Raw genomic sequence first — 13,510 nt, 5'->3', positions numbered from 1 at the left:
CCGGCTGACCGGCGCGGCGGTCCCGCCCGACCCGCCGCCGCGCGCCGCCGCACCGCCCGGGCACGGCCAGGGCGCGCTCTTCGACACAGTGCCCGGTCCGCCGGGCCCGGGCATCGAGGCACTGACCCAGGTGTACGCCGACCAGCTCACCCGTGTCGCCGCGACCGAGCACCCCGGTCGGTTCCGGTTGCTGGTGGCCGCCGAGTCGGCCGGCGCGCTGATCGCGGCGGAGATGGGCGCCGCCGGGCTGCCCTGGCGCGCCGACGTGCACAACGCGATCCTGCACGAGCTGCTCGGCGAGGCGTCCCCGGTCGGTGGTCCGCCACGCCGACTCGCCGAGCTGGCCGCCCGGATCGCCGACGCGCTCGGCGTACGCGGCCTGCACACCGATTCCCCGGCGGAGCTGCTGAAGGCGTTCGCCCGGGTCGGGGTGGAGCTGCCCAACACCCGGGCCTGGGTGCTGCGCGGGGTGGACCATCCGGCGGTGCCGCTGGTGCTGGAATACAAGGAGCTCTACCGGATCTGGACGGCGCACGGCTGGGCCTGGCTCGATCAGTGGGTGCGGGGCGGCCGGTTCCAACCGGAGTACGTGCCGGCTGGTGTCGTCTCCGGCCGGTGGGCCACCCGGGGTGGTGGCGCGTTGCAGATCCCCAAGGTGATCCGGCGGGCGGTGGTGGCCGATCCGGGCTGGCGGTTGGTGGTCGCCGACGCCGGCCAGTTGGAGCCTCGGGTGCTGGCCGCGGTCTCCGGCGACGCGCGGTTGGCGACGGCGGGGGCTGCCGGCGACCTCTACGCGGCCCTGGCCCGGGACTCGTTCGGCGGTGACCGGGCCAAGGCCAAGGTGGCCCTGCTCGGCGCGATGTACGGGCAGACCGGCGGGGCAGCGGTGCCCGCGTTGGCGGTGCTGAAGCGCAGCTACCCGACGGCGTTCGGGTACGTCGAGGCGGCGGCGCGTACCGGTGAGATTGGCGGGCTGGTGCGGTCGTGGCTGGGGCGGACGTGTCCGCCCGGCTCGGCCGGGTTCGGTGATCTCGACGACGAGCCCTCCGATCCGGAGGGGGCGGGTGACCCGCACAGTCCGCGGGCGCGGGCCGCCCGGTCCCGGGGGCGCTTCACCCGCAACTTCGTCATCCAGGCCACGGCGGCGGAGTGGGCCTCCACCTTGCTGGCCACGCTGCGGACGGAGTTGTCCGGCACCGACGCCGAGCTGGTCTTCTTCCAGCACGACGAGGTGGTCGTGCACGCGCCGGCCGATCAGGCGGAGGCGGTCGCCGAGGCTGTCAACCGTTGCGGCGAGCGCGCGTCGGCGCTGCTCTTCGGTGCGACGCCGGTCCGGTTCCCACTGGACCTGTCCATCGTCGACTGTTACGCCGACGCGGCCTGACCTGCGGGCCTACTCGGGCAGGGCGCACCCCGGGGCGGTGCCCCCGGTTAGTCTCATCCGGTCGTGCGGCCGTCGGAATGGGAGGGTGCGTCATGGTCGTCGGAGTCGTCCGTCATCTGGTGGGGATGGCCGCCGCCTGTCTGGTCCTCGTCGCCGAGGCGGTCGTGGGCTACCTCGGTCTGTTGGCGTACGCGCTGGCCACCGGCTCCGGGGTGGGTGGTCCGCTGGCCGGGCCGATGTTCGTCTTGATCGCCGCGGTGCTCGGTGTGGTCCTGATTCCCCTGCTCTTCCTGCCGGCTGTGGCGGTCGGGGAGGCCGTCGGTCGGCATCGGGGGACCGGCCGGGTGGTGGCGCTGTCCGTGCTCGTCGCTGTCGTCCTGGCTGCCGGATACGCGGTGGCCGCAGCGATTGCCAGCGGGGTGTCCGCCGGCTACGTGCCTCTGGTCGCGGGAATCGCCGTGCTGCTGATCGTTGCTCCGGTGGTCCTGTACGCGCTCACCGCGCGGGGACTGGGCTGGGTGGCGCGATGGGTGCCCCGGCGTTGGGGCGGCACCGCGGTCGCGCTGTCCGCGGAGACGGGTTGATCGCCGACTCTTCTCGATGATCATCCGGTGCTCGTGCCGGCGGATGCCGGTCGTGTAACGGTTGTGCTATTTCTCCTTTTCGCCCCGCCACCCCCGGCTGGCCGTCCTCGTTGCAGTGTCCGTAGGAGGGGACGGATCGGTCACGGTCCGTCCCGTGCTGGAGGGGGCGCAGCTGAACCGGATCGCAGGAATGATCATCGCCGCAGGCGGGGGACGACGGATCGGTGGTCCCGAGGCGCTGCTGCACCAGGGTGACAAGCCCCTGGTGAATCAGATGATCGACACGATGACCGAGGCGGGCTGCGAGCAGATCGTGGTCGTTCTGGGCGCTGCCGCCGAGCAGGTCCAGGAAGCCGCCGACCTGGGCAAGGCGACCGTTGTGATCAACAAGGCGTGGGGCACCGGAGTTGGCTCGTCCATCCGGGCCGGCCTGGCCGCCATGGACGACGAGGGGATCGAGGCGGTGGTGGTGGTCCCGGTCGACATGCCGGGCCTGACCGCCACGGCGGTCAGCCGGGTGACCGCGCTGCCGTACCCGGACGTGCTGGTCTGCGCCACCTACGACGGGTTGCGCGGCTACCCGATGCTGTTCGGCCGCCGGCACTGGCCCGGCATCGCCACGCTGGCCAGCGCCGACGTGGGCGCCCGGCCGTACCTGTTGGCGCACAAGGACCAGATCGTCGACATAGCCTGCGACTCGGTGGCCGACGGCAGCCGGATCGACACCCCGGAGCTGATGGAGCTCTACGGGCTCACGGTCCCGCCGCAGCGCGTCGGCGTCTAGACGAGTAAGTCCTGGCCTGGCTGGGGCTGTGGGCGCAGCGCGGCGGTCGGCGGTGACCGTCGGTCGCCTCCGTCGGGGCGGACGCGGTAGTGAGCGGTATACCTCAGAGGTATGAATATGACTCTGAGGTATACCGCTCACCAGCACATCGACATGCCGGGCCAGAGCCGGCACCACCGGATTCCAGGAGGCGCGCTGCCGGTGTCAGCGGCGGGTGGTGGCGCGAGCGACGATGTGCCACTGATGCTGCGGCGAAGCATCAGTGGGGTGCCCGAGCGCTACGCGTGCACAGTGGGCCCCCTGGTCGCGCAGGGACTGGGCCAGGGTGGTCAGTCCGGCGTCCGCAGCCGCGTCCGAATCGTCCCAGCCGGTCAGGGTCAGGTCGTCAGGTAGGTGCAGGCCGGCTCGTGCGGCGGCGCGCAGGGCCCCGAGGGCCAGCTCGTCACTCATCGCGGCGATGGCGTCCGGTGGCTCGGCGCCCTGTAGCAGCTCACTAGCGAAGGTCTCCCCTTCGGTGCTGTGGTTGACCGGGCAGCTGGCCAGCCTCAATTGCGTGGCGAGGTGTCCGGCCTGCGTCCAGGCGTCGAGGAAGCCCTCCCATCGGTGGCGGGTGACCGGGTACTTCATGTCGATCACGTCGCCACCGGTGAGTAGGTGGCGGGAGCGCCTCCGGTCCAGCGGGAAGCCGAGCACGAGCGGGCGGCGGGCTTCGGTGAACGCGGTCTGGCCGATCGCGGCTGCGGCGGCTCGGTCATCGATGCCGATCACCGGCATTCCCCGCCCGTGCGGGCCGGCGTGCACCACCGCGGGCAGGCCGGTGTCGGCGACGGCGTCCAGGACCGGATCATCGTCGCTGGTGGTCCAGACGACGAAGCCGTCCACGGCTGCCTGCGCGACGCGCTCGGCGTCGGTGGGTGCGCCAGTGATCGGGACCAGGGTGAGTCCGACGCCTTCGGCGGCGCACACGTCGGAGACCCCCGCGAGGAAGCGCGCCGCCTGCGGATCGTCGAAGGCGTAGCTCAACCGCTCGCCGAGCACGACGCCGAGCGTGCCGACCCGCCCACGGCGCAACCCGCGGGCGCCCGGGTGCGGCCCGGGGTAGCCCAGCTTCTGCGCCGCCGCGCGCACCTTCGCCGCAGCCTCGGCGGAAACCCTTCCAGGCTGGGAGTAGGTGTAGGAAACCGTCATCGGCGAAACGCCGGCAGCGCTCGCCACCTGCCGCAGCGTCGGCCGCTTGGGGTTGTCCGCAGGACCGTTCATGGCACACACTCTATCTGTGTATCGATACACAATGCGGCAGCAGACCGAGACCGAGACGTTCGTACGGGATTCGCCGACAGTGCTTTCGTACGCCGCCCTGGGCTGCTGGACGTTCTGGCTGTACGCCTTCGGGCCGGCGCTGACCCTCCTGCGCGAAGAGTGGGGATTCTCCTACGCCCTGCTCGGCGTCTATGAACTGTTCCTGGCGGCGGGCGCGGCCCTCGCCGCAGTGGGGTTCGTGTGGGCGGCTCGCCGTCTGGCGAGGGGTGTGCTGTTGTGGTGCTCGGCCCTCGCGACTGTCATCGGCGCGGGTCTGTTCACCCTCGGCGATGGCGTACCGGCCACCCTGCTCGGAGCCGTGGTGCTCGGTCTGGCCGGGACCACGATGCTAACAGTGGTTCAGGCGGTTCTGTCCGACCGACACGGTGATCGGCGGGACCGGGCATTGACCGAGGCCAACGTCGGCGCTGGCGCCTCCGCGGTGTTCGCTCCGCTGATCCTCGGCGTGCTGGCGGCCAGCGCGGTGGGCTGGCGCGCCACGTTCGCGTTGCCCGCCGCCGTCCTCCTGGTGCTGTACCTGCGCTACCGCCGCCAACCGCTACCGGCGGTGCCGCAGCCCGCCACCGCAACGGGAGCCGGGGGCTTACCGCTGGCCTGCTGGCTGTTCGCCGTGCTGACCGCTGTCAGTTCGGCGATCGAGTTCTGTCTGGTGTACTTCGGCCCTCAGATGCTCATCCACGCCGGCATGTCCGCCGCCGCCGCCAGCACCGCGCTGAGCAGCAATTACCTCGGCATCCTGATCGGGCGGCTGCTCGGCGCGCGGCTCACCCGCCGCCCCGGCCGCGGCGTCGCGCTGCTGTACGCCTCATTGGCGGTCACCGGCCCCAGTTTCGTCCTGTTCTGGCTGACCGACCAACCGGTTCTCGCCGTCCTCGGGCTGTTCCTGTGCGGGGTGGGCATCGCGAACCTCTATCCGCTCTCGCTCGCGCTCACCCTCGGCGCGGCCGGCGGACACGAGGATCGGGCCAACGCCCGCTCGCAACTGATCCTCGGCGTGGTCGCCGGCGTCGCCCCGTTCCTGCTCGGCAGCCTGGCGGACCGGTACGGGCTGGTCACCGCCTTCGCCCTGGAGCCGGTCCTGATCGGCGTCTGTTTTCTGATGCTGTGGGGCGGGCTTCGTGCCCGCGGCGCCAACGCCTGAGCCGGAGCCCGACCCCGGTGGCAGGCCGGGCGGCGAGGTTGCGGTCGGGGCGCCGAAACGGCGTCGCCGCCACCAGCCCTCGACGGGCGGGTGACGGCGACGCCGTGTGGGTCGGTGTCAGTCCTGTGCCTGGTCCAACTGACCCGTGGCGGCGAGGCGCTGGTACCAGTGGGCGCTGTCCTTCCAGGTGCGTACCTGGGTGTCGTAGTCGACCCGGATGATGCCGAAGCGACGGTCGTAGCCGTAGCCCCACTCGAAGTTGTCCAGCAACGACCAGACGAAGTAGCCGCGCACATCCGCTCCCTGCGCGCGGGCGTCGGCCATCGCGCCGATGTGCCGACGCAGGTAGTCGATCCGCCGCTCGTCGTGGATCCGGCCGTCGGCCGACACCACATCGTCGAACGCCGCGCCGTTCTCGGTGATCATCATGGGCTGGCTGGGGTATTCACGCTGGAGGCGCAGCAGCAGCTCGGTCAGCGCCGGCGGGTCGATGTTCCAACCCATCGCCGTGTACGGGCCGGGCTGCGGCAGGAAGTCGACGTTCTCCGCGGCGACCCACGGCGTCGAGGTCGAGGCGCCGTGCCCGTCGGCGTCGGATCGGGCCGACACCCCGTCCCACGCCCGGACCAGGGTGCTGGAGTAGTAGTTGACCCCGAGCACGTCCAGCGGCACCGCGATCAGCTTCTCGTCGCCCTCGCGGACGAACGACCAGTCGGTGACCGAGGCGGTGTCGGCCAGCAGGTCGGCCGGGTACTCCCCGTCCAGCATCGGGCCGAGGAACGCCCGGTTCGCCAGCGCGTCGATCCGCCGGACCGCGTCCTGATCGGCGGCCGAGTCGGACGCGCCCCGGATGACGTGCAGGTTCAGCGTCACCGACAGCTCGGCGGACGGGGCCAGCTCCCGGACCACCCGACCGGCCAGGCCGTGCGCGAGGTTGAGGTGGTGCACCGCGGCCAGCGCCGCCGCCGGCTCGGTCCGACCCGGCGCGTGCACCCCAGAGGCGTAGCCCAGGTACGCGGAGCACCACGGCTCGTTGAGCGTCGTCCAGGTGTGCACCCGGTCACCCAGCGCACCGACGATGCCCGCCGCGTACTCCTGGAAGCGCAACGCGGTCTCCCGCGCCGCCCACCCGCCGGCGTCCTCCGACTCCTGCGGCAGGTCCCAGTGGTACATGGTGGCCACCGGGCGGACGCCCCGCTCCAACAGCCCGTCCACCAGCCGCGAGTAGAAGTCGATGCCGGCCTGGTTGAACCGGCCCGAGCCGCCCGGCTGCACCCGGGGCCAGGAGATGGAGAACCGGTACGCGCCGAGCCCCAGGTCGGCGATGTGCCCGAGGTCGTCGGCCCACCGGTGGTAGTGGTCGGCGGCCACGTCGCCGGTGTCACCGTTGAGGGTCCGACCCGGTGTGTGGCTGTAGGTGTCCCAGATGGACGGTCCGCGCCCGTCCTCGGTCGCCGCGCCCTCGATCTGGTACGCGGCGGTAGCCGAGCCCCAGACGAAGCTCTCCGGGAAGTGGTGTTGCGTCATCGTTCCGTCCCCTGGATCTCGCAGATGTAGCCCGTCGAGGTGCCGGCGACCAGTTCGGCGCTGGCCGTCCCACCCTCGTAGCGCACGTCGAACTCGGCACCCGGGCCGTTGCCGGGTGACGGTACCCGTACCCGGGTCCGCTGCCCCTCGGTCGGTGCGTACACCCGCAGTCGCACATCGTCGGCCCACTCGTAGTCCGGTCGGTCGGTCCGCGAGCCGAACGGGATGACAGCGCCCGGTCGGGCCAGCACCGGCAGGCTGTCGAAGTCGTGCTTCTCGGTCAGCCAGGCCGGGCCGGTGACCTGCGCGCCGGTGAGCAGGTGCGTCCAGGTGCCGGCGGGTACGTAGTACGTGACGTCGCCGTCGGCGCTGAGCACCGGGGCGACCAGCACGTCCGGGCCGAGCATGTACTGCCGGTCCAGGTGCGCCGTCGCCGGGTCGTCCGGGAACTCCAGGAACATCGGCCGCATCACCGGCGTCCCGTCGCGGTGCGCCTCCTGAGCGGCGGCCGCCAGGTACGGCATCAGGCTGAGCTTGAGGTGGGTGAAGTGCCGCAGCACGTCCACGGCCTCCTCGTCGTACGCCCACGGCACGCGGTACGAGCCGGACCCGTGCAGCCGGGAGTGCGAGGAGAGCAGCCCGAAGGCGACCCACCGCTTGAACACCGCCGGGTCGGGGGTGCCCTCGAAACCGCCGATGTCGTGGCTCCAGTAGCCGAAGCCGGACGACGCCAGGGACAACCCGCCGCGCAGCGACTCGGCCATCGCGACGAACGTCGACTCGCAGTCGCCGCCCCAGTGCACCGGGAACTGCTGCCCGCCGGTGGTGGCCGAGCGGGCGAACACCACCGCCTCGCCCTCGCCGCGCTCGGTCTCCAGCAGCTCGAAGACCGCCTTGTTGTAGAGGTACGAGTAGTAGTTGTGCATCCGCTGCGGGTCCGAGCCGTCGTGCCACACCACGTCGGTCGGGATGCGCTCGCCGAAATCGGTCTTGAAGCAGTCGACGCCCATGTCCAGCAGCGCCTTGAGCTTGCCCGTGAACCAGCGGACCGCGTCCGGGTTGGTGAAGTCGACAAGCGCCATGCCGGCCTGCCATTTGTCCCACTGCCAGACCGAACCGTCCGGGTTGCGCACCAGGTAACCGGCCTCGCGGCCCTCCTCGAACAGGTACGAGCGCTGTGCGATGTACGGGTTGATCCAGACGCACACCTTCAGGTCGCGCTCGTGCAGCCGGCGCAGCATCCCCTCCGGGTCGGGGAAGGTCGCCGGGTCCCAGACGAAGTCGACCCAGTGGAACTGACGCATCCAGAAGCAGTCGAAGTGGAACACCGACAGCGGCAGCCCGCGCTCGGCCATCCCGTCGACGAACTCGGTCACCGTCTTCTCGTCGTACGAGGTGGTGAACGAGGTGGACAACCAGAGGCCGTACGACCAGGCGGGGATCCGGGCCGGACGGCCGGTGAGGGCGGTGTACCGGCGCAGCACGTCCTTCGGGTTGGGCCCGTCGATGACGTAGTAGGTGAGCGACTGGCCCTCGACGCTGAACTGGGTCTGGGTGACGACCTCGGAGCCGACCTCGAACGACACGTGCTCCGGGTGGTCCACGAAGACCCCGTAGCCGGCGCTGCTCAGGTAGAACGGCACGTTCTTGTACGCCTGCTCGCTGGCGGTGCCCCCGTCGGCGTTCCAGATGTCGACGGTCTGCCCGTTCTTGACGAACGGGCCGAAGCGCTCGCCCAACCCGTACACCGTCTCGCCGACACCGAGGGCGAGCCGTTCGTGTACGTGCCGGCGGCCCTCGGCGTCGGTGACGACGCCGATGCTGCGTGCGGTGGACGCGGTGACCAGCCGGTCGCCGTGCAGGAAGTCGACCCGCCACCCGTCGATGAGCGCTACCCGCGCGGTCAGCTCGCCGGTGGTCAGCGTCGCGCTGAGCCCGGTGACGTCGACGGTGACCGGGTGCGTCTCGTCGGTGCTCAGCCCGAAGTGCGGCTCGCGGGGCAGCCCTCCGGTGTGGTGGGCGATGGTCACCCCGATGACGCCGGGGGCGGGGGAGAAGAACCGGACGGTGACCAGGGGGCGGTTGAGGGTGTCGCCGCGGCCGGTGATCTGACCGGTTGGTGCGAAGACGGTGAATCCGCGCTCGTCCGGCTCGACCGACTCGACGGTGCCGGGCCGCAGGACGCTGACGCCGGGGCGCAGCTGCCAGTACCCGTCGGTGAACTTCACTTCTCGGCTCCTGCCGTGATGCCGCGCGCCAGAGTGCGCTGGAAGATGAGGAAGAAGAGGATGGCCGGCACCAGGCTGATCAGCGCGCCGGCGTTGGTGGTCGGAGCGTCCATCAGCCGGTCACCCTGCAACGACGCGAGCGCGACCGGAATGGTCTGCGTCTGGTTGTCGATCAGCATGACCAGCGGGATGAGGAACTCGTTCCACGTCCAGATGAAGAAGAAGATGAGCAGCACCGCGAGGGTGGGCCGCAGGTTGGGGAAGACCACCCGCCACAGCACCGTCCACTTGCCGGCGCCGTCCAGCGCGGCGGCCTCCAGCAGCGAGCGCGGGAACGTGCCCATCACGGAGGCGAGCAGGTACGTGCCGAACGCGCTCTGGATCACGGTGAAGATGATGATCACCGAGAGCTGGGTGTTGTAGAGGCCGACCTGCTTCGCCACGTAGTACAGCGGGTAGATCAGCGCCTCCTGCGGCAGCATGTTGGCCAGCAGGAAGAGACCGACGATCCACAGCCGGCCCCGGACCCGACCGATGCCCAGCGCGTACGCGTTGAGCAGCGACACGGCGACGCCGAGCACGGCCACCGAGCCGGCGATGACCGCCGAGTTCCAGAACTTCAGCGGGAAGTTCACCTCGGTCCAGTACGTGCGCAGACCCTTCGTGTAGAACTCCGTCGGCCAGCTCAGCGGGCCGCCCGAGGAATAGTCGCCGGGCGACTTGAACGCGTTGAGCAGCATGAACGCGAACGGCACCAGCATGACGAGCGCGCCGAGGGTGACCAGGGCGAGCACCACCCAGCGGCTGACGCCGCGGTGGTGTCGATCGCGTACGGGCCGGGCCGGCGTCACCGGCACCTTGCTCGGTGTGAGCGTGACGGCCATGTCAGAACCCCCGGTCCCGGCGCTCGCTGCGGGCCTGCATCCAGATGAAGATCCCGGCCACCACCACGATGATCAATGTCAGCACCATGGAGATCGCGGAGCCGTAGCCGACCTGCAGCTTCTTGAAGAACGTGTAGTAGGCGAAGTACGAGGGCACGTTCGTGGCGTTGTCCGGACCGCCCCGGGTCAGGGCGAAGATCGGCCCGAACACCTTCAACGCGGCGATGGTGCAGGTCAGCGCCACCACGAAGGTCTCCGGCCTGATCTGCGGAAGGGTGATCGCGCGGAACCGGTGCAGCCAGTTCGCGCCGTCGACCTCGGCCGCCTCGTACAGCTCGGGGTCGACCCGCTGCAACGCCGCCATGAAGACGACCACCGGGTAGCCGATCTGCACCCAGATCATCACGGCCATCACGGCCGGCAGGGCGGTGCCCGGGTCGCCGAGCCAGTCGTGGCGCAACGCGCCGAGACCGACCGCGTCGAGGAGGCTGTTGAACGCGCCGTCGGGGCGCAGGATCCAACCCCAGACGATGCCGGCCACCACGACGGGCAGCACCTGCGGGAGGTAGAACGCGGCCCGCAGCGCGGCGGCCGTGCGGGGCTTGAACCGGCGGCCGATGACGTCGAAGAGCACCGCGGCGAGCAGCAGCCCGAGCACTGTGGGCACCACCACCATCGCGACGAGCATCCAGACGGTGTTGCGGAACGACGCCCAGAACACGTCGTCCTGCAGCAACTGCTGGTAGTTGTCCAGGCCGACCCACCGGGGGTCGCCGATGCCGGACCACTTGGTCAGCGACAGGTAGAGGGTGCCGACCAGCGGTGCGCCGATGACCAGGAGAAAGAGCACCGCTCCGGGGAGCAGGTAGAGCCAGTACGCCGCGTTGCGGCCGCGGCGTCTGCGGCTGGGCGCGGGCGGGGTGGGGGTCGCTGCCGGCGGTGTGGCGGCGACCGTCTCGGAGACAGCCATGGAAGATCCTTCCCGGCGGGGCTGGCGGGCGCGCCGGTCGTGCCGGTCGCGCCCGCCGCTCGCCGTGTCACTTGCCGGTGATCTCCTTGACGCCATCGGCGTACGGCTTGGCGATCGTGTCGAGAACCTGGTCGGGCGACTTCGAGCCGTTGATCAGGCCCTGGAAGCCGGAGACCAGCACGTCGTAGTAGCCGGGGACCGGCCAGTCCGGGTAGAAGGCGAGCCCGTCGGACTTGCTGACCGTGTTGAAGTCCTCGATCAGCTTGCGGTCCTTCGGGTCGCTGATCTTCGACGCGTCAGCGGCGACCGGAACACCACCGTTGTTGCCGATCAGGTCCTGGATCTCCGGACGCAGGGTGATGTCGATGAAGTCGTACGCCAGGCTCTTGGCCTTGCTGTTCTCCGGGACCACCCAGAGGTTGCCGGACGAGCCGGCCTGCAGGGTGTTGCCGGGGAAGAGGAAGGTGTCCCAGTTGGCCTTCATCTCGGTCTTGAACCGGCCGTACCACCAGCTGCCCGAGACGATCATCGGAACCTTGCCGCCGATGAAGGCGGTGCCCATGTCCTCGGCCTTGAGGCTGGCCGAGTTCTTCGCGACGTAGCCCTTCTGCACCCACTGGGCGAAGGTGTCCGCGCCGTACTTGAGCGGGTCGGCCTTGAAGTCGACAGGGTTCTTGTAGAGCTGGTAGTTGTCGACGAACTGCCGGTCGCCCTTGGAGAGGGCGAGCTGGTAGAAGAGCTGCCCGGCCGGGTATTCAGCGCCGGCCATGCCCAGCGGGGTGATGCCCTTGCCGACGAAGGTGTCCATCGCGGCGGTCATCTCGGCCATCGTGGTCGGAACCTTGACGCCGTTGCTCTGGAACAGGTCCTTGTTGTAGTAGACCGTCACGTACTCGCCGTAGTTCGGCACACCGAACCACTTGCCGGAGCCCATCACGCCCTTGTCGCTGTACCGGGCGGTGGTCTGCAGGCTGGGACTGAGCTTGCCGGCCCAGCCGCGCTTGTCGGCCTCGCTGCTCAGGTCGGCCAGCAGGCCCTGGGAGGAGAGCAACCCGGCGGTCGCGTTGCCCTTGTTGTACTCCATGATGTCCGGGCCCTCGGACGAGTTGATGATCATGCCCGCGTTCTGCTGAATCTGCTCGAACGCCTTGCGCTCGAAGCGCACCTCGACACCCGGGTGCTCGGACTTGAAGAGCTCGATCGCCCGGTTCCAGCCGACCCCCATGGCGCTGTTCTCGCTCTCGTAGTGCCAGAGCTTGAGAACCTTGGCGTCGCTGCTGTCCCCGTTGTCACCACCGCCGCAGGCGGCCACGGTGGTCGTCGCTGTCGCCGCCAGGGCGATCGCGGCGACGAGCCGGCGGAATCGCTGCATTAGCATCCTCCTCGTTGAGTATCTAGCCGGTACTTCACGGGGCCCGTCGTCGCGTTGCAGCGCGGCGGCGGGCCATTTACTGATCGGCCCCCAGTGGGTGGCGGCTTCGGGGCTGTGCGGTCGACCCCCGGATCTCCAACGTGCACGGCAGCAGTTGCTGGTGACGAAGGTCAGCGGGGCCATCCAGGTGGCGCGTCAGCGCCTCGATCGCGATCCGGCCGAGCGCCGAACCGGGTGACGTCATCGCGGTCAGCGCCGGGGTGGCCAGTTCGGCGACCTGCGGCGAGGTGACCATCGAGACGACGGAGACGTCGTCGGGAACGGACAACCCGCGGCCGGTCAACTCGCCGAGGATGCCGAAGATCGCCGTCTCGTTCATGGCCAACACCGCGGTCAGCTCCGGGGCCTGTGCGAACGCGGCGGCCAGGGCAGCCCGCCCGCCGGCGGCGCTGTCCTCGGCCGCGATCATCACCGGCTCCAGGCCGTGCCCGGTCATGGCGGCGGTGAAGGCGTCACGGGTACGCAGCGCGGGCCCGTAACCGCTGGCCAGCGTGGCAGCCGAGTGGTTGACGTAGACGATCCGCCGGTGCCCGAGGCCGACCAGGTGCGCGACGGCCTCCCGGACGGTCTGGTCGAAGTCGATGTCGACGTAGGAGAGCGTGCTGGTGTCGCCGGTGCGGCCGATCAGCACCAGCGGCACCCCCGCCTCCTGGAGCACTGTGACCCTCTCGTCGGCCAGCTGGACCTCCATCAGCACGACCCCGTCGAGCATCCGCTGACTGGCCAGCCGACGCAGGTCGTCGAGGTCGCCCCCGCCCACCGGCGAGAGCACCAGGTGGTAGCCGGCGACACTCGCCGCGGCGGCGGCACCGGTGACGAAGGCGGTCTCTGTGGCACCGAGGCCGCGTTCGTCCATCGGCATCAGCAGGCCCAGGATCCGGCTGCGACGACTGGCCAGACCGCGTGCCATCGCGTTGGGCTGGTACTCGAGCTGTGCCATCGCGGCGAGCACCTTGTTACGGGTGGCCTGCGAGATCGGCCGGGTGCCGGTGAGCACGTACGAGACGGTGCTGACCGAGACCTGCGCGAGGCGGGCGACGTCGTGCATGGTGGCCACCGCGCACCTCCTCCGGCCTGGGGTGGGACCGCTCCCGAACTTCGTCGAAGCGTTTCGACGAAGCGGTTCGACAGGACGCTAGGCCACCTGTTACGGCGACGTCAATAGCCGATGTCGAAAAGAATTCAGCGGGGTGCGCGGCCCCCTCGCGCAGCCCGCGCCGCGCCGCGCCCAGCCGCGCCGCGCCGCGCCGCGCTCA

At 70.4% G+C, this 13,510-nt stretch carries 11 protein-coding genes; 4 read left to right on the top strand and 7 right to left on the bottom strand.

Annotated features, from left to right (window positions below; all coding sequences use genetic code 11):
- The 3 genes from GUI43_RS31840 to GUI43_RS31830 form a co-directional block, all read left to right on the top strand.
- On the top strand, positions 1 to 1,384 hold a 1,384-nt coding region (locus GUI43_RS31840), incomplete at its 5' end, for a bifunctional 3'-5' exonuclease/DNA polymerase (protein ID WP_112700515.1).
- Between the two features lie 92 nt (positions 1,385 to 1,476).
- Complete coding sequence (locus GUI43_RS31835; RefSeq protein WP_112700513.1) at positions 1,477 to 1,968, top strand: hypothetical protein; 492 nt, start codon at positions 1,477 to 1,479, stop codon at positions 1,966 to 1,968.
- A gap of 190 nt (positions 1,969 to 2,158) precedes the next feature.
- Positions 2,159 to 2,752, top strand: a complete 594-nt coding sequence (locus tag GUI43_RS31830) for a nucleotidyltransferase family protein (RefSeq protein ID WP_112583306.1) — start codon at positions 2,159 to 2,161, stop codon at positions 2,750 to 2,752.
- Positions 2,753 to 2,956: 204 nt separating this feature from the next.
- Here the strand turns inward: GUI43_RS31830 and GUI43_RS31825 are convergent, their stop codons facing one another.
- On the bottom strand, positions 2,957 to 4,012 hold the full coding sequence (locus GUI43_RS31825; protein WP_112700503.1) for a LacI family DNA-binding transcriptional regulator: 1,056 nt from the start codon (positions 4,010 to 4,012) through the stop codon (positions 2,957 to 2,959).
- A 31-nt stretch (positions 4,013 to 4,043) separates the two neighbouring features.
- Here GUI43_RS31825 and GUI43_RS31820 point away from each other — a divergent pair, with 31 nt between their 5' ends.
- Positions 4,044 to 5,213, top strand: a complete 1,170-nt coding sequence (locus tag GUI43_RS31820; protein ID WP_170158812.1) for an MFS transporter — start codon at positions 4,044 to 4,046, stop codon at positions 5,211 to 5,213.
- 117 nt (positions 5,214 to 5,330) lie between these two features.
- Here the strand turns inward: GUI43_RS31820 and GUI43_RS31815 are convergent, their stop codons facing one another.
- From GUI43_RS31815 to GUI43_RS31790, 6 genes are all read right to left on the bottom strand, one after another.
- Positions 5,331 to 6,740, bottom strand: a complete 1,410-nt coding sequence (locus GUI43_RS31815; RefSeq protein ID WP_112700499.1) for a GH1 family beta-glucosidase — start codon at positions 6,738 to 6,740, stop codon at positions 5,331 to 5,333.
- Positions 6,737 to 8,968, bottom strand: coding sequence for an alpha-xylosidase (gene yicI, locus GUI43_RS31810; protein WP_112603371.1), 2,232 nt, complete (start codon positions 8,966 to 8,968; stop codon positions 6,737 to 6,739). The genes GUI43_RS31815 and yicI overlap by 4 nt, the downstream gene beginning before the upstream one ends.
- Positions 8,965 to 9,852, bottom strand: a complete 888-nt coding sequence (locus tag GUI43_RS31805) for a carbohydrate ABC transporter permease (protein ID WP_112700497.1) — start codon at positions 9,850 to 9,852, stop codon at positions 8,965 to 8,967. The genes yicI and GUI43_RS31805 overlap by 4 nt, the downstream gene beginning before the upstream one ends.
- Position 9,853: 1 nt before the next feature.
- Positions 9,854 to 10,822, bottom strand: coding sequence for a carbohydrate ABC transporter permease (locus GUI43_RS31800; RefSeq protein ID WP_112583000.1), 969 nt, complete (start codon positions 10,820 to 10,822; stop codon positions 9,854 to 9,856).
- A 67-nt stretch (positions 10,823 to 10,889) separates the two neighbouring features.
- On the bottom strand, positions 10,890 to 12,194 hold the full coding sequence (locus tag GUI43_RS31795) for an ABC transporter substrate-binding protein (protein ID WP_112583001.1): 1,305 nt from the start codon (positions 12,192 to 12,194) through the stop codon (positions 10,890 to 10,892).
- A gap of 76 nt (positions 12,195 to 12,270) precedes the next feature.
- On the bottom strand, positions 12,271 to 13,302 hold the full coding sequence (locus GUI43_RS31790; RefSeq protein WP_244220523.1) for a LacI family DNA-binding transcriptional regulator: 1,032 nt from the start codon (positions 13,300 to 13,302) through the stop codon (positions 12,271 to 12,273).
- Between the last annotated feature and the right edge of the window lie 208 nt (positions 13,303 to 13,510).

Source organism: Micromonospora noduli (genome assembly GCF_003264365.1).
Lineage (GTDB): Bacteria > Actinomycetota > Actinomycetes > Mycobacteriales > Micromonosporaceae > Micromonospora > Micromonospora noduli.
The sequence above is the reverse complement of the archived record's forward strand: the minus strand, read 5'-3'. Positions and strand labels throughout refer to the sequence as shown.